This is a genomic window from Bacillus sp. SRI_025 (genome assembly GCF_057592095.1).
Genome location: NZ_JBYEGB010000001.1, coordinates 767,397 through 783,874, shown reverse-complemented (window position 1 = coordinate 783,874; position 16,478 = coordinate 767,397). Strand labels below are relative to the sequence as shown.

At 42.6% G+C, this 16,478-nt stretch carries 13 protein-coding genes; 8 read left to right on the top strand and 5 right to left on the bottom strand.

All coding sequences use genetic code 11. From position 1 onward, the window contains the following. Positions 1-153: 153 nt before the first annotated feature. From gntK to AC20OE_RS04000, 3 genes are all read left to right on the top strand, one after another. A complete protein-coding gene (gene gntK / locus AC20OE_RS04010; RefSeq protein ID WP_058838411.1) occupies positions 154-1,698 on the top strand; it encodes a gluconokinase in 1,545 nt (514 codons plus the stop codon). A gap of 24 nt (positions 1,699-1,722) precedes the next feature. Next, entirely contained in the window at positions 1,723-3,051 is a 1,329-nt protein-coding gene (locus AC20OE_RS04005) for a GntP family permease (RefSeq protein WP_059377497.1), read from the top strand. A gap of 110 nt (positions 3,052-3,161) precedes the next feature. Then, positions 3,162-4,250, top strand: a complete 1,089-nt coding sequence (locus AC20OE_RS04000) for a DNA alkylation repair protein (protein ID WP_371412194.1) — start codon at positions 3,162-3,164, stop codon at positions 4,248-4,250. 31 nt (positions 4,251-4,281) lie between these two features. On the opposite strand, the gene AC20OE_RS03995 is transcribed toward AC20OE_RS04000, so the two are convergent. Beyond that, positions 4,282-5,619, bottom strand: a complete 1,338-nt coding sequence (locus AC20OE_RS03995; protein ID WP_024423951.1) for an amino acid permease — start codon at positions 5,617-5,619, stop codon at positions 4,282-4,284. Positions 5,620-5,933: 314 nt separating this feature from the next. Here AC20OE_RS03995 and AC20OE_RS03990 point away from each other — a divergent pair, with 314 nt between their 5' ends. Continuing rightward, positions 5,934-7,448: a methyl-accepting chemotaxis protein gene (locus AC20OE_RS03990; RefSeq protein WP_059377485.1), complete on the top strand. Its 1,515-nt coding sequence runs from the start codon at positions 5,934-5,936 to the stop codon at positions 7,446-7,448. Between the two features lie 39 nt (positions 7,449-7,487). On the opposite strand, the gene AC20OE_RS03985 is transcribed toward AC20OE_RS03990, so the two are convergent. Then, on the bottom strand, positions 7,488-8,471 hold the full coding sequence (locus AC20OE_RS03985; RefSeq protein WP_059377475.1) for a Gfo/Idh/MocA family protein: 984 nt from the start codon (positions 8,469-8,471) through the stop codon (positions 7,488-7,490). 130 nt (positions 8,472-8,601) lie between these two features. Next, the gene (locus tag AC20OE_RS03980; protein WP_047203566.1) at positions 8,602-8,961 is read right to left on the bottom strand and encodes a MerR family transcriptional regulator; all 360 of its coding nucleotides are present in this window, start codon (positions 8,959-8,961) and stop codon (positions 8,602-8,604) included. A 301-nt stretch (positions 8,962-9,262) separates the two neighbouring features. Here AC20OE_RS03980 and yidA point away from each other — a divergent pair, with 301 nt between their 5' ends. Continuing rightward, positions 9,263-10,075: a sugar-phosphatase gene (gene yidA, locus AC20OE_RS03975; protein WP_059377472.1), complete on the top strand. Its 813-nt coding sequence runs from the start codon at positions 9,263-9,265 to the stop codon at positions 10,073-10,075. A gap of 37 nt (positions 10,076-10,112) precedes the next feature. Here the strand turns inward: yidA and AC20OE_RS03970 are convergent, their stop codons facing one another. Beyond that, a complete protein-coding gene (locus tag AC20OE_RS03970; RefSeq protein ID WP_059377469.1) occupies positions 10,113-11,120 on the bottom strand; it encodes a helix-turn-helix transcriptional regulator in 1,008 nt (335 codons plus the stop codon). Between the two features lie 129 nt (positions 11,121-11,249). On the opposite strand from AC20OE_RS03970, the gene AC20OE_RS03965 reads away from it, so the two are divergent. The 3 genes from AC20OE_RS03965 to AC20OE_RS03955 all read left to right on the top strand — a co-directional run bounded on the left by AC20OE_RS03965 (position 11,250) and on the right by AC20OE_RS03955 (position 14,419). Beyond that, positions 11,250-11,957, top strand: coding sequence for a class I SAM-dependent methyltransferase (locus tag AC20OE_RS03965; protein ID WP_487268463.1), 708 nt, complete (start codon positions 11,250-11,252; stop codon positions 11,955-11,957). Beyond that, entirely contained in the window at positions 11,954-13,051 is a 1,098-nt protein-coding gene (locus AC20OE_RS03960; RefSeq protein ID WP_059377464.1) for a saccharopine dehydrogenase family protein, read from the top strand. Before AC20OE_RS03965 ends, AC20OE_RS03960 begins: the two co-directional genes overlap by 4 nt. 96 nt (positions 13,052-13,147) lie before the next feature. Continuing rightward, positions 13,148-14,419 (top strand): MFS transporter, encoded by a 1,272-nt coding sequence (locus AC20OE_RS03955; RefSeq protein WP_059377462.1) that lies wholly within the window; start codon positions 13,148-13,150, stop codon positions 14,417-14,419. Positions 14,420-14,567: 148 nt separating this feature from the next. On the opposite strand, the gene AC20OE_RS03950 is transcribed toward AC20OE_RS03955, so the two are convergent. Further along, positions 14,568-16,391 (bottom strand): acyltransferase family protein, encoded by a 1,824-nt coding sequence (locus AC20OE_RS03950; RefSeq protein ID WP_059377520.1) that lies wholly within the window; start codon positions 16,389-16,391, stop codon positions 14,568-14,570. Positions 16,392-16,478: the final 87 nt, after the last annotated feature.

Sequence of the window (16,478 nt, the reverse complement as noted above, 5' to 3'; positions counted from 1 at the left end):
AAAATGCTGTTGTGGTAACGATTGTGAGCTTTTAAGTGAAAAAAATTTTCTTTTCAGTCGTTGAATGTCGAAAAAATTATTCCTATAATGGGATTTAACAGGTATATCAAAACAATAAATATGATTTCAAATCAATGATTGGGCGTGATACAGATGAAGGGAAACCAGGCGGTAATTGGTTTGGATATTGGAACAACAAGTACAAAGGCGGTTCTATTTGGACCACAGGGGAAATTGATAGCAAAGCATTCGGTTCCTTACGATCTGATTCAGCCCCAGCCAGCATGGGTTGAACAGGACCCTGAACATATATTAGAAGCTGTCATTGCAAGTGTAAGAGGTGTGTTGACGAAAGCAGCATTTGATGCAAAACGTCTCATAGGCATCGGAATTAGTACAGCGATGCATTCCTTGATTGTGATGGATAAGGATGGCAAGGCGTTAACGAACAGTATCATTTGGGCAGATAACAGAAGTGCAGAACAAGCGAAGCGAATCATTTCGGACATGGATGGCTTCCAAGTGTATAAAAGAACCGGTACACCGATCCATCCAATGTCACCGCTTTCAAAAATAAGGTGGTTCAAGGAAATGGCACCTGATGTCTTCAAGAAGGCAGCGAAATTTATTTCCATCAAAGAATATATTCTTTATCATTTCTTTGGCCAGTATGTGGTCGATTATTCAATTGCTTCAGCAACAGGGCTGTTCCGATTGGAAACGCTTCAATGGGATGAAGAGGCGCTTCGTATTACTGGAATTAAAGCCAATCAATTGTCTGAACTTGTTCCGACGACGCATCAGCTGAGAGGTCTTCAGTCAGAGATCGCCCTGCGAATGGGTATTGCGGAAGATACACCCTTTGTGGTTGGTGCGAATGATGGGGTTCTCGCGAATTTAGGTGTGGGGGCAATTGGAAAAGGTGAGGTGGCTGTCACGATTGGGACAAGCGGTGCAGTCCGTACGGTCGTGGACAAACCAATCACAGATGAACAATCAAGAACGTTCTGCTATGCGCTGACTGATAAGCATTGGGTGGTTGGAGGACCGACGAATAATGGCGGAATCATGCTGAGATGGCTGAAGGATGAATTTGGATCCTCGGAGGTGGAGGTAGCAAAGCGCCTTGGAGTGGATCCTTATGACCTGATGATTGATATTGCGAAAAAAGTTCCAGCCGGCTCAGAGGGGCTGCTGTTTCTGCCATTTTTAACAGGTGAACGTGCACCTTATTGGAATCCAAATGCGAGAGGTACTTTCTTTGGGATCGGTCTTCAGCATAAGCGGGAGCATTTTATAAGAGCTGTGTTAGAAGGCGTCATTATGAGTGTTTTCTCAATCGGTGTTGCCTTAAGGGATTTAACCGGTTCTGCAAAGGATGTCAGGGCGTCGGGCGGATTTGCGCGATCTCCGCTGTGGCGGCAAATTTTAGCGGATACAATGGGCAGGGAAGTACTTGTCCCAGAAAGCTACGAGGCATCAGCACTTGGGGCGGCTGTCCTCGCACTTCATAGTTTAGGTTATATGGAAGAGATAGAAGAGGTTCAAGATTGGATTCGAATCTCTGCCCGTCATGAACCAAATATGGAGAACAATGAAACATACATAGAATTGTTTTACTTATATGAGCGCCTCTATGACAAACTGAAGGATGAATTTGATGTCATCAGTGCGCTGCAATTAAAACAAAATCATTAAACATCAGGGAAAAGGTGGGAGAGCATGCTTTTATTCATCGTGATTGCAGCAATTGTCCTTTTACTCATCCTCATAACAGTTGCTAAGTTGAATCCGTTTGTGAGTTTAATTATTACTTCTATGTTAGTCGGCTTTGCCACAGGGATGGACCTGCAGGAAATCATTCAATCCATTAAAACGGGGTTAGGCAATACGTTATCATTATTGGCCATAGTTCTAGCGCTTGGCACCATGCTTGGGAAAATGATGGCTGAATCAGGTGGAGCTGAGAGGATTGCTCACACATTAATCGGCCGGTTTGGGACAAAAAATGTGCATTGGGCAATGATGTTTGTTGCCTTTATTGTGGGGATACCTGTCTTTTTCCAGGTCGGATTCGTTCTTCTCATTCCTTTATTGTTTACGATTGCGATTGAAACGGGCATCTCGCTCGTGACAATTGGGATTTCGCTCATTGCTGGCTTGTCTGTCGTTCATGGTCTTGTGCCGCCTCATCCAGCTGCCATGGCGGCTGTCGGCATCTATCATGCCAACGTGGGGAAAACCATTTTCTTTTCCATTATTGTCGGTTTACCGACAGCTATTATTGCTGGGCCGCTGTATGGAAAGTGGATTGGAAAACGGATTCATAAACCAGTTCCGGAGCTGCTGAGAAAGCAATTTACTGAACGCAATGAAGATCGAAAACTTCCCGGCTTTGCAAATACGATGTTTACGATTTTGGTGCCAGTGATTCTAATGCTTCTTGCCACACTGGCAGATATTATTTTACCAGAGGACAGTTTATGGTTTCAGATATTCAAGTACATTGGAGATCCAATTACAGCACTGCTGATTGCAACCGTGTATTCTTTCTTCAGTCTTGGCTTTGTGCAAGGGATGAGCCGTGACCGGGTGCTTTCCTTTAGTAATGAGTGCTTAGGTCCAATCGCTTCCATTCTGCTTGTCATTGGAGCAGGCGGGGCTTTCAATAATGTGCTCATCGATTCAGGTGTCGGTGATTATATTGCAGATTTAGCCAAACATTCGCCGATCTCGCCAATTTTGCTTAGCTGGCTGATTGCTGCGGTTATTCGTGTGGCAACAGGATCTGCTACGGTCTCCATGATGACCGCAGCTGGTATTGTCGCACCGATTGCTGCATCTATGCCGGATGTGAGCAGAGAGCTTCTAGTGTTAGCTACAGGGGCGGGTTCGTTGATTTTGTCTCACGTCAATGATTCTGGTTTTTGGCTGATTAAAGAGTATTTTGGTATGACCATTAAAGAAACGTTTTTGACATGGACGGCTATGGAGACGATCATTTCTGTTAGTGCTATTACATTTATTATGATCATTAATATGTTTATATAGCGAAACGCAACAGCCTGATTCTTCGGAATTGGGCTGTTTTTGCTTTTAGCCATACCACCTTTTTCAGATTGGGGTAAAATGAAGATATTGAGATGTGGGAGGCGGACAAGATTGAACCATTAAAACACGTTTATCATGAATTATTTATTGCAGAATTAGCCGACAAACTTGCACAAGCGTCGACTGGATTTAATGCTGAGGAATTCCAACGGCTTGTGTTTCAAAAGGATTGGCAGCAGCTGGAGTTAAAAGGCAGAATGAGAAGAGTCACTGAATCAATGCATGCCTGTTTGCCTAAGGATTATAAGCAGGCAATTGAGGTGCTGCGTCAGACAGCCCCGCATTTTTCAGGACTTAGTGCGCTTGTATTTCCAGACTACGTCGAAACGTACGGTCTAACACATTGGGATATCTCGATCAAGGCGCTCGAATTCTTTACGCCCTTTTCCACTTCTGAATTTGCTGTTCGGCCTTTTCTAATTCAGGATCAAGACAAAATGCTGGCGCAAATGCTCGTATGGTCACAGAATCAAAATGAGCATATTCGGCGGCTTGCTAGTGAAGGATGCAGACCACGTTTGCCATGGGGATTAACTGTTCCTGCACTTAAAAAGAATCCTTCGGTTACGCTGCCTATATTAGAAAACTTGAAGTCGGACCCAGCGCGCTATGTGCAAAAAAGTGTAGCGAACCACTTAAATGACATTTCTGCGATACAGCCTGATCTGATGAAGAAGACGGCTAAAAGCTGGTATGGAACGAATGAACATACGAATTGGATCATCAAACATGCATCCCGTACCTTACTAAAAAAAGGCGATCCAGATATCATGGCTTTGTTTGGTTATGGGGACGATCCATCTGTTCAAGTAACGGATTTGAAGGTAGTGCAAAATCCAATTCGTATTGGAGAGAAAATGACCTTTCAATTTACACTTCAAGCTGCTAAGTCACTAAAGCTGCGTGTAGAGTATGCCATAGACTATGTCAAAGCTCGGGGTACCCGCAATCAAAAGGTATTTAAAATCACAGAGTTTGAAACAAGTGCAGCGTTACATAGAGAATTCGTCAGGTCACAGTCCTTTCAAAATATGACGACTAGAAAGCACTATGAGGGAATCCATACTTTAACGATTATCATCAACGGCATTCCAAAAGCGTCGGTTGATTTTGAAGTTACAGAAGATAGCAGCTCATGAAAAAACCCGCCATTTCGGCGGGTTTTGGCGTTTAAGCCTTCTTTTTCATTAAGAATGAAGCGATGATGGCAGCGACTAAGAAGCCGATGCTAATAATGGAGCTAGGCAGGTTTTCTTGTCTGAATAGGAACAAAACAAAGCTCAAGCTGAGTACAAGACCTGCAAATAAAGTCAAATACGGAAACAGCCACACTTTGAAATACGGCTCCTGTGGATATTTTGGACGCAGCTTTAGATGTGCCATACAAATGCTGATCCAAATGAGTGAAACCGCAAAACCAGGAATAGCCAGCATATAGCTGAAAATTTGGTCCGGATATAAGTAAGCAAAGAATGTTCCAATGAGAAGAAATAGAACGGTCACCCATAAACTCAAAATGGGTACGCCTCTTTTGTTGACCTGTGCCAGCTTTTTCGGACCGCCATCTGATTTAGAAAGAGAATGAATCATTCTCGTCGTTCCATAAATTCCAGAATTGGCCGCAGATAGAACGGCTGTAATCAAGACGAAATTAATGAAGTGAGAGGCGCCTTGCATACCAGCAGCAGAGAAGACTTGGACAAAAGGACTGTTATTTGGGTCAATTTGATTCCAAGGAATGAGTCCGCAGATGATCAAAATCGGCAATGTGTAAAATAAGATAATCCGCCACATCATACTTTTGACTACTCCAGGCAAGACCTTCTCCGCATCCTTTGTTTCAGTAATGGTCAGCCCGATCAATTCAGAGCCTCCATAAGAGAAAATAACCACTAAAAGTGATGCAAAGATCGCACCCCATCCGTTCGGGACGAAGTTTTGATAGTTGGTAAGCGCTGGTGTGCTTTGTTCGTTTGGAATGATCCCAAATAATAATGCTGCACCGAGAATAATAAAGACAATAATAACGAAAATCTTCATTCCAGCGAACCAAAATTCAATTTCACCAAAGTATTTTACATTATTTAAGTTAATTCCGATGACTAAGAGTGAGCAAAGTAAACATAGTGACCATAGCGGTACGTTCGGCAGCCAGTATTGAAGCAGACTGCCAGCTGCAATAATCTCAATGACACATACAGTGAGCCACATAAAACAGTAAACCCAGCCGACGACAAATGAAAAACGTTGACCAAGCGCAATTTGTATAAGGTCGCGTAGATTATTTCCCGGGTACACAATGGCCATTTCGGCTAATGCTGCCATCACAATGAGGAGCAGCAATCCGGCAAATACATAGGAAAAGATCACCCCAGGACCTGCTAAACCAATTGTATCGGCACTACCTTTAAAGATTCCTGTACCAATGACCCCGCCCATCGCAATCATGCGAATGTGACGCGGTGATAAAAGCTTTTTTAATTCTTGTTGCTCCTGATTCGCGCTCATGACGTTCTCCTTTTTTAAAAATGCTTATGTTCCATTTTCTTTTTTCAGGACGTCAGTGTCAATATAAAAAAAGAGATTTTTCAGACAAAAACAGCGGTTGATTCTATCAAAACATATATTTATATCCATAATTACCTTATTTCATCCATATTCTAAAAATGAAACTTCAAATAAATGAAGATTTGCCTTATTTATGACATAAACAATTTTCAGTTTTTGTCGATATATCATTTGTATTACTAAAGTCCTAATAAAGAATTATTTATAACTGTAAAATATTTCAAAAACGTTAGAGTTGAAAGGAGTTATGAAAGATGTTTAAGAGAAAAGGAAATGATTCATCGGCTGGAATCCTTCTGAGTGAAAGCAGCCAATTAATAGAAAAAATCGAAAAAGGAGACCTTTCAGCAAGACTAGACACTGCTGCATTCTCTTCAAGCCAAACGATAGAAGCGGTAGCGCAAATTAATGAAGCTTTGCAAAAGATGCAAGAAGCAAATGAAAATATTCAAATGAGGGTGGAATTAGTGACAAAAGCCATTAAAGTTGGCTTATGGGATATGGTCGTCATCGCTGGAGACCCGGTCAATCCAAAAAATGAATTTACATGGACGGATGAATTCCGCAAAATGCTCGGCTTTCAAAATGAGCACGATTTTCCAAATCTATTAGACAGCTGGGCATCTCGAATTCATCCGGATGAACAAGAATATACATTAGATGCATTTGCTTCGCATTTATTGGACCATTCGGGGCGTACGCCGTATGATATCGAATATCGCTTAAAGTTAAAAAACGGAGATTATCGCTGGTTCAAAGCAACTGGAACGACCGTTCGTGATCGAAATGGTGTCCCTCTTCGTGTGGCGGGAGCTCTTTTTGATATTCATGATCAGAAATTGAAAGAAGAAGAGCTGCAAGCATTCGTCACAAGATATGACTTAATCAACCGTGCGCTTGTTGAAGCTCCTTGGGACATGGTGGTAGAGGCCGGTGATCCAGTCAATCCAAATAACGAATTCTGGTGGTCTCCGCAGTTCAGATCAACTCTTGGCTTTAAGGATGAAAAAGATTTCCCGAATGTTCTGAGCAGCTGGAGCGATCGTCTGCATCCTGAGGATCAAGAAATGGCACTCCAAGCTTTTGCAGATCATTTAAATGACCACTCTGGCCGTACACCATTCGACATTGATTACAGATTACAGAGTAAAAATGGTGAGTACCGCTGGTATCATGCGGGTGGTGAAACCATTCGTGATGAAAAAGGTGTTCCTCTTCGTGTGGCAGGAACTATTCGTGACATCACGTTAGAAAAAAACAAAGAGAAAACAGCGGATGAAATGGCTTCACAAGTAGAACAGCTTTCAAGTTCTATTAGCGAGATGGTATCGGGCATTAGCTCTGTGACAAATCAAGCACAGGAGCTTGCTGTTGCTCAAGAGCAGTCAACGTCTGCCGCCCACTTAGCAAAAAATAGTGCAGATGAGACGAAAAATATTTCTGACTTAATCAAAGAAGTGGCGAACCAAACGAACCTGCTTGGTCTAAATGCTGCGATTGAAGCAGCTAGAGCTGGTGAACAAGGCCGCGGATTCTCTGTCGTTGCAGATGAAGTACGAAAGCTGGCGCTGCATAGTGCCAATGCAACGGAAAATATCGAATCTAGTTTAACGGATATGAAAACACAAATTGATGAAATTCTTGAAAATATCTCGAATATGACAGCTCTTACGCAAACTCAGGCTGCTTTAACAGAGCAGGTGAACGCTGCAGTCGATGAAGTGAATCACATGTCTCAGCGTCTTGTGGCGTATTCAAAGAGTATTTAATCGTCAAAAACCGCCCTCTCGTCGAAGGCGGTTTTTTCATTAAAATTGATCTGCTGGGAAAACAATACCTGCATCTTTTCTTGCAGCGTCAAGGACTTTCATCACGGAGAGACTTTCATCAAGCCATGCATAGCATTGTTCGTGATTTTCTGTTTCAATAATATGCTGGAAAGCTTCAGCCTCATAAAACAGACGGTTTGGATTCGTTTGTGCATTGAGTGAGACGACCCTGTCATCAACATGCAGCAGCACTTCCTCACATCCATTCGCCCCATTTTTCACATGAATGAAGCCTTTTTCTCCTTGAATCAATGCAAAGTTCATGCTGCTTGTATCCTTACTGCCCACACTTGTCGCAATAAAATCATTGTAAGTGAACGTCAAAACACCAGATGTGTCAATACCGTTTGGATGGCGGTTTGCCTGATATCGGACCTGCTCTGGTGATCCAAAGAGGTTCATGATGAAATGGACATTATAGATATTAATATCCATCAGCGCTCCTCCAGAGAACGCAGGGTTAAAGACATTTGGCGTTTCGCCGGCTAGCAGCTGATTATATTTGCTTGAATATTGACTATAGTTGCATTGTACCAGTTTGATTTTACCTAATTGATGAAGATGCTTTTTGATTAAATGATAGTTTGGCATATGAACGGTCGTAATGGCTTCAAATAGGAGAAGCTGCTTTTCCTTTGCGAGAGCGATTAAGGCTTCCAGCTCTTTAACATTTGAGGTGAAAGGCTTTTCGCATATCACATGTTTTCCGTGTTTCAATGCAGCCGTTGCATGCTCGCTATGTAAACGATTCGGTGACGCGATATAAACGGCTTCTACATGAGGATCTTCTAGCATAGCGGTTAGATCCGTATAAGTTGTCTGCACCCCAAATTGGTCTGCAAGCTTCTTTGCCGTTTCTTCCTTTCTTGAATAGACAGCGCGACAAGAAGCACCTTCGAGCTGGTCAATCGCTTGCAGGAAGCCTTCCACAATGATACCTGTTCCAATGGTTGCGATGTTCATTCTCCAAAACCCCTTCCACTCGTTTAAGCTGTCTCTAGTATAACCGATGTTTTCATTGGACGTGTAATGAGATACCTGAGCGAAGGTGTGCCAGTGACCAAGACCGGCACACCTTTGGCAGCCCTTACAATCAGCTGATGTTTGCTAATGTTTGCTTTGTTAACAATTGAATAGCTGCCTTCCTTTTTTTTAACTCTAGAATAGAGTGTTGAATATCTTCGACTTTTTGCTCGAGCAGCTGTTCAGCTTCTGTTTTTGACTGTTTTTCGAAAAGTGATTTGATAATTTCACGAATTTCTTTAAGGGAAAAATCTAGCTTTCTCGCTTCGGTGATAAATGATAGCATGAGTACATATTTTTTATCATATAGACGATAGCCGTTATGCGCTCTTTTGGGCTCTGGGAGCACTCCTTCATTTTCGTAAAAACGAATGGTTTCAATATGTACTCCAGACATTTTTGACAATTTACCTCTCGTAAACGTAATCATTCCCTGCACCTCCTTTCTTTGCTATCCATCATACAATTAGATTTGCTAGTTTCAAAACATTCTATAGTGGTAAACAATTGTTCTATTTTACTTGTTGTAAATGGGGGATCAGCACGATGAATAGAATACGTTATAATAGAGTAGACTCATGTGATATTTGTTACATATGTGAACAAGTAGACAGCGTGAAGAAAAAACGATAGGCTAAAATAGGTAAATAGTAATGAAATAACCTGTCATCATGGGAATGGTGGCTCAAAATAGTGACAGCACGTTTTTGCTGAGAAAAGGGGACCAGTGAATGTATAAATTAGTCGCAATTGATATGGATGGTACGTTATTAAATGATCAACATATGGTGCCGGATGAAGTGTTTGAAGCCATTCAACAGGCAAAGGCAGAAGGAATTAAAATTGTTTTATGTACAGGCCGGCCAATTGGCGGGGTAAATCGCTATTTAGCTGATCTTCAGCTTGATCAAGAGGGAGATTATGTGATCGCCTATAATGGAGCACTTGTTCAAAACAGCCATACAAATGAAGTGGTGTCAGAGCTGACATTATCCTATGATGACTTAACTTCTTTATATGAATTGAGCCGTCAGCTGGATACACCGATGCATTATTTCGATTCAGCCAATTTGTACACACCGAATCGCGATATTAGTGAATACACAGTGCATGAAGCCTATTTAACAAAACTGCCGCTTAAATATATGCCTGTTGAAGAGGCAGATTCATCGATGAGACTTCCGAAGATGATGTATATTGATCAGCCAGAACGGTTGGAAAAAACGATACAAGCCATCCCGTCTGAAGTGAAGGAAAAGTATATGATGGTGAAAAGTACAGATTTCTTCCTTGAAATCCTGCATCCTGATGTGAGTAAGGGAAATGCTGTGAAGCTTCTAGCGAAGGAGCTGGGAATTTCTCGTGAAGAAGTCATGGCCATTGGTGACAACGGGAACGACATATCAATGGTAGAGTTTGCAGGCTGCGGCGTCGCTATGGGAAATGCCATTGATGATGTCAAAGCTGTTGCAGATGTTGTAACAAAATCTAATAATGAAGCCGGAGTAGCACATGTGCTGCATGAGCTGGTTTTAGGAAAATAAAAAGAGAGAGCGGTCTACCAGTGCGGTAGCCGCTTTTTTATATATTGGAGAAAAAGTAAACAAGCATACGTCTGCTACTTAAATTCGTCTTTTGCAGCATCGCTTTCACATGATCATGAACGGTATGGGGTGAAATAAATAACGTGCTCGCAATTTCCTTTGTCGACTGGCCCTTTAATAAGCAGTCGAGGACGTTCATTTCTCTTTCTGTCAGTCTGTACGTTTTCGCCGCATAAGGAAGAATATCATTTGTTTGGGCTCGTTTGATGTGAATCATGACAGCCTCCTCCTGTGTGTCTGCCTGCGCTAATCGAAAGGCTTGAAGGGAGAGGAACAACCCCGTAGGCAATCTCGTCATGCTTGCCGTTGTTTGCTCAATACCGCCGTATAAAAGTTTTGCCCCTAATGCTCTAAACGGGCGTGGCATGATCGCCTTGTCATGGATTTGTTCAAAGACTTGAAACGTCTGAAGCCAATGAAGACCTGTCTCATTTCCATAAAGAAGCTTGTAGTCGTGCGAAAGAATAAGGAATCCTTGTTGCTCCGCCGCCGCGTCTTCTTCAGTATCTCTTTTCTTGAAAAGTTCATCTCTTAGCTTGGCTGCGAGTCTGGGCGTTTGTTCGATGACCGCTTGGATATCATTTTCTTGAAAAGGTTCCTTGTCCTTTAGACGATAGAGGCTGGCCATCCCCCAGCATTCCCCTTGAATCACAAGAGCTGCCCGCAATTCATCAGACCATCCTTTAGGTAACAAAATATTTTGGTAGCGCTCACTGCTAAGGTATTCTCCGCTTTGGACTAGGCTCGCAGCATGAACAGGACCTTTGGCTAGAAACTCATGCTGATGTACGTCCCTTTTTAAAAACTCATTTTGAAACAGCTGGTCATGAATTTCTTCAATCGGTTCATCTGTGAAGGAACCTGTCGAGAGGAGAGTGGCTGGATCAATGGTCGTGATACAGGCGGCATCAAAATCAAGGACGGCAGCAAGTTCGTCCCGAATGTGTTGTCTCAGCTGCTGAAAATGAGTGGCTGGATTGGTCACATGATCTCCTCCTCAAAAATCCCCACTTTTAGGGATCGTGTTTTCTGGTGTCTCTTTTTACAATAAAGATGTCATATCGTTAGTGTACAGGAAACGATGGAAAGCGGAAAGGAACTGGAGGAGAAGGACATGAAAGAAAACCAGCATTGGCACGATCCAGTTGCTGAGTCATATGCAGCGACGATTTCACATAAAGTACCCGGCTATCACCTTTTGCATGAGTTAACAGTAGATGTATTAGAAACTGAATTAAAGAAAGCGGGGTCTCGTATTCTAACTGTCGGAGCGGGTGGGGGCGAAGAGATCATCAACATGTTACAAAGAAAAGAAGACTGGCTCATCACAGGGGTCGATCCTTCACCTTCTATGCTGGACATGGCGAAACAACGAGTTGCACAGCTAGAAATGGAGGCGCGTGTCACATGGCATGAGGCCTCATTAGATAAGGTTTCAGCTGAACCTGTTTACGATGCAGCAGTGAGCTTGCTTGTCATTCATTTTATAGAAAAGCGCCAGCTCTTTTTAGACGAGGTTGCCCGCAGGCTTCAACCAGAAGCACCGTTTATGTTGGCATTTATACAAGGCGAGATGAAGTCCCATGCATTTCAACAGGAGCTTCACATGCTTTCTCTTTTCATGCAGCGGCAAGGCCTACAAAAAGAGGTGTTTACGTCCTTTAAAAACAGGCTGAGACAGATGACACACCCTGTTCCCGAGGAAGAAATAAAAGCGCAATTAATCAAAGCAGGATTTGAAGACATCAGACCTTATTTTCAGGCAGGAATGATCAAAGGGCTTGTTTGCAAACGGAATCGTAGAGAGGCGGATGAGAAATGAGAACACAGGTGATGGTGATAGGCGGCTATGGACATGTTGGACAGCAAATATGTCTTCAGCTAAGTGAAGTGTATCCCGGTCAAATTGTTGCAGCAGGCAGAAGCTATGAGAAGGCAGAGAAATTTTCACGCCAGACAAAAGGGAAGGTTCTTCCCTATCAACTTGATGTCAGTGAGCCGTTATTTTCGGACTGGGTGGATCACACAAAGCTGGTGATCATGTGTCTCGATCAAGAAGACACGTCATTTGCTGAAACAGTTCTGCGGTCAGGTATTGATTATATAGATATCTCTGCGAAAGGGGCGTACATGGAACAGGTGGCAAAGCTGGATCAGCAGTACATCGGTGCAACGGCTTTACTCAGTGTTGGGCTTGCGCCTGGCCTTACGAATTTATTGGCAGCGAAAGCATCATCTATGCTCTCATCAGTGAATCAAATAGATATAGGGATTATGCTTGGATTGGGTGATCAGCATGGAAAAGCCGCCATTGAATGGACGCTTGACAATGTCCATACTGACTATGTGCTTACTGAGCATCATCAACGTAAAAGAGTCAAAAGCTTTACTGGAGGCAAGCGTATAGATTTTGGGGTGAAACTTGGAAAGAGGAAAGCCTATCAGTTCCCCTTCTCTGATCAGCAGACATTGCCTTTGACACTCAGCGTGCCTTCTGTGACGACAAGGCTTTGTTTTGATTCTCGCGCGGCAACGCGGGCATTTGCTTTCACAAGGAGTCTTGGAATGACGTCACTTCTCACTGTTCCGAAAATCAAGGAAAGAGCCATTTCCATGATACAATCGGCTAAAATGGGAACAGATCAATATGCAGTGAAAGTGGAGGCGACAGGAATGGAGAGGAACAAGATTCATCAAGCAGCGCTTGGGATAAAAGGGCATGATGAGTCTCAAGCCACAGCTCAAGTCGCCTCTGCTGCAGCACTACATTTATTGAGCAGGCGGTTTCAGACAGGTGTGTTTCATATCGAACAATTATTTTCATTAGCGTATGAGAATGGAGAATTTGCGTTGGTGGATCAAAAAACGAAGGGAAAGCGTGTGTTAGCGCTGAAAGCCAGCCTTTTAACGGCATAAAAGAATACGAACATAGGGTGATTCAAATGGAGGGTTGTAGACGGGTTTGATAAAAAGGTTACGTTTTGCAAATAAATTTCAAGTGGGTGTTTACAAGTGTTAAATACAGAACAAGATATCATTAAGAATTATATAGATTCACCCCAAAAATTGAAAAAATTATATAAACGAGTATTGTTCGTTGTTAGTCTATCGCAAATATTTGGAGGGGCTGGACTAGCCGCAGGGATTACGGTAGGTGCCCTTTTAGCTCAACAAATGCTTGGAACTGAAGCCTATGCAGGAGTTCCAATGGCTTTATTTACTTTGGGGTCGGCTTTGGCAGCTTTCATTGTAGGAAAACTTTCACAACGTTATGGACGACGCATCGGTTTATCGACAGGTTTTGTTGTTGGAGGGATCGGAGCAATTGGCGTTGTGATTGCAGCTATGATGAATAGTGTCATTTTATTATTTGCATCGCTCTTCATTTACGGTGCGGGAACATCTACAAATTTACAAGCTCGTTATGCTGGGACTGACTTAGCGAACTCTAAACAGCGTGCAACGGCCATTAGTATGACAATGGTCATGACAACATTTGGGGCTGTAGCAGGTCCGAATTTAGTTGAAATGATGGGTAAATTCGCCGTATCAATTGGTGTTCCATCACTTGCGGGTCCCTTTATTTTATCAGCCGCAGCATTTATTGTAGCAGGTCTTGTCCTTTTTATTCTGCTGCGTCCTGATCCGTTAGTTATTGCTCAAAGAATAGCAGCGTACAAAGCAAAACATGAGCATGGAAATCAACCAGATGCTGTTGATAAAACAATAGATAAAAAAGGGATTACAGTAGGTGCCACGGTTATGATCTTAACTCAAATTGTCATGGTTGCACTCATGACCATGACACCTGTACATATGCAGCATCATGGTTATGGATTAGCCGAAGTGGGAATTGTTATTGGTTTTCATATAGGTGCAATGTATCTTCCTTCACCTATCACGGGGATACTTGTAGATAAATTAGGACGAACAACTATGAGCATAGCGTCGGGCATAACATTGTTACTTGCTGGCTTAATAGCAGCATTCGCACCAAGTGATTCAATGATTCTATTAATCATTGCTCTGTCTTTACTTGGATTGGGATGGAACTTTGGTTTAATTAGTGGTACTGCTCAAATAGTTGATTCTGCAGAACCATCAACCCGGGCCAAAACCCAAGGAACACTCGATGTTTTTATTGCGTTAGCAGGTGCTGCTGGCGGTGCTCTTTCAGGAATGGTAGCTGCGAATACGAGTTATGCTACATTATCTTTAAGCGGAGGAATTTTATCTTTATTTCTCATACCTGTAATAGTTTGGTCCTTTAAAAGTAAAACATAATGCAGCTCCGTGCCCCATCACAAAAAAAGACATGACGCCCCATCATGGGAGAGCATGTCTTTTTTCATCTTCCATAAAAATACGTTTTGCTTCATAGTAGAGCACCTGCACAAATTTCTTCACATTGACAAGCTGGATGCTTGTTTTTTTATGATGATGTCGACACATCCCCTTTTTTCTTGATGCTCGCTGTGATGAGCTGTGTCAATGTGTCAGAACCTTTTTTTGAAAGATGGACACCATCGGGCTGGAAATAGGATGGCTGTCCACTAGCAGCTGAATGCCAATCAACCAAGGTGACATTTTGATCTTGATCGGCCACTCGCTGAATTACCGCATTCACATCATTTTCCCATGACCTCGGGACCCTCGTGTTCACTAGGAAAATATGTGCCTTTGAAAAGTTTTGAATGAATGCTTTCAACGTGTCCTCAGTAAAATAACCATTTGTGCCAAGTTCAATGATAACAGCGGCATCAGATTGATTAAATGATTTGTATTGAGGGGCGATGCTGATGGCTTCGTTCATCTGTCTGCCAACTTTCCCATCGATGGTGATCTGTTTATATGCTTTTTCAAGATTCGGCGCAATGTCTAACATGACAGAATCACCAATGGCAAGAATTTGGTGAAATTGTTTTTGATCAGCTGCTTTTTTCTTGTGCTTTTCTTTCTTTTTTTTCGCTTTTGATTCAGAAGGTTCGGCTGTTTTTTTCGGTGCTGTCTTAATTTGCGTCACTTCCTTCACATGTGGGGAGGAAGTGGACGAGTTAGACATGCCAATGATAAATAAGATCAAAAGAGCTGCGGTGATTCCCAGGAACACCTTATTAGATGTAGACCATTGTTTGATGCCTTTTTTCCAAATAGACCAAGAGGCAAAATATTGTCTGAAGCCATGCTGGCGGATTGGCTGTTCGATGAAGCGATAGGAAGCCTCAGCAACTAGTAAAATGGCGATGAGCTGCAATGTGACACGCGCGATGGAAGGCTGTCCAATTTCAATGACCGGTGTGGTCAGTACGATAATGGGATAATGCCATAGGTAAATACCATAAGACCGCTTACCAAGCCAGACGAGCGGCTGAAAGGACAGCCATTTCCCGATAAGACTTGCAGGGTGGCAGACGCACGCAATTAAGATGGCCGCATTCAGACAGAATAAAAGCATGCCGCCCTGATAGAGAAAGGCATCGAAATCGTCCACTGCATAAATACAAAGTAGGAAAATCGCAAACGAACCGAACCCGGCAATATGTAAAATACGTCTGCCAACAGGAAGTAATTTCTTGCTGGATAGTCTTTGCATAGGCCACACAAATGCCAGACTGCACCCAATCAGGAGCGCAAATGCACGAGTATCTGTTCCATAATAAACCCTGCTTGGATCGGTATCTGGTGAATAAAGAATGGCCATCCATAGGGCGGAGACAAGTGCTAGGCCAAAGGTGATCATAGGCAGGTGAGATCTGTTTTTTACCCATTTCAGCCCTGCAATCAACAGGACCGGCCAAATGATATAAAATTGCTCTTCAATTGCCAAAGACCACAAATTTTTCAGTGGAGATAGGGCATTGAAGCTATCAAAATATGAAAGCTCGTGAAAAATATACCACCAGTTACTGACATAAAAAAAGGACGATATGGCATCGCCACGAATGGACAATAATGCGTTTGAACCAGCAATCGCGCACCAGCTGACGGTAATAAAAATCATGATGTAAGCAGCTGGAAGAAGCCTCCTGATCCGTCCCATCCAAAATGGCAAAAGCTCTTGATAGCCTAAATCCTGCTTATGTAACAAGATCGTTGTAATCAAGTAACCAGAAATGACAAAAAATAAATCAACGCCAAGAAACCCGCCGCTTGCGGGTCCGATATGTAAGTGATAAGCAATGACTGCCAATACAGCAACGGCTCTTAGTCCATCTAATCCTAAAATATAACGAAAACGATTTTCCTTGCTGTTCATGAAAATGAATCCCCCATCAATGTCAAACGCTTCTTTTTGTTGTTCATTCAAAAGAGCAACGATTCTTTTATTTTATATAAGATTAGA

Bases quoted from the DNA above. Each gene is read 5' to 3' on its own strand.
- AC20OE_RS03960 (WP_059377464.1), top strand. From the start codon at position 11,954: ATGAGAACACAGGTGATGGTGATAGGCGGCTATGGACATGTTGGACAG.
- AC20OE_RS03965 (WP_487268463.1), top strand. From the start codon at position 11,250: ATGAAAGAAAACCAGCATTGGCACGATCCAGTTGCTGAGTCATATGCA.
- AC20OE_RS03990 (WP_059377485.1), top strand. From the start codon at position 5,934: ATGTTTAAGAGAAAAGGAAATGATTCATCGGCTGGAATCCTTCTGAGT.
- gntK (WP_058838411.1), top strand. From the start codon at position 154: ATGAAGGGAAACCAGGCGGTAATTGGTTTGGATATTGGAACAACAAGT.
- AC20OE_RS03995 (WP_024423951.1), bottom strand. From the start codon at position 5,619: ATGAGCGCGAATCAGGAGCAACAAGAATTAAAAAAGCTTTTATCACCG.
- AC20OE_RS04005 (WP_059377497.1), top strand. From the start codon at position 1,723: ATGCTTTTATTCATCGTGATTGCAGCAATTGTCCTTTTACTCATCCTC.
- AC20OE_RS03980 (WP_047203566.1), bottom strand. From the start codon at position 8,961: ATGATTACGTTTACGAGAGGTAAATTGTCAAAAATGTCTGGAGTACAT.
- AC20OE_RS03950 (WP_059377520.1), bottom strand. From the start codon at position 16,391: ATGAACAGCAAGGAAAATCGTTTTCGTTATATTTTAGGATTAGATGGA.
- yidA (WP_059377472.1), top strand. From the start codon at position 9,263: ATGTATAAATTAGTCGCAATTGATATGGATGGTACGTTATTAAATGAT.
- AC20OE_RS03985 (WP_059377475.1), bottom strand. From the start codon at position 8,471: ATGAACATCGCAACCATTGGAACAGGTATCATTGTGGAAGGCTTCCTG.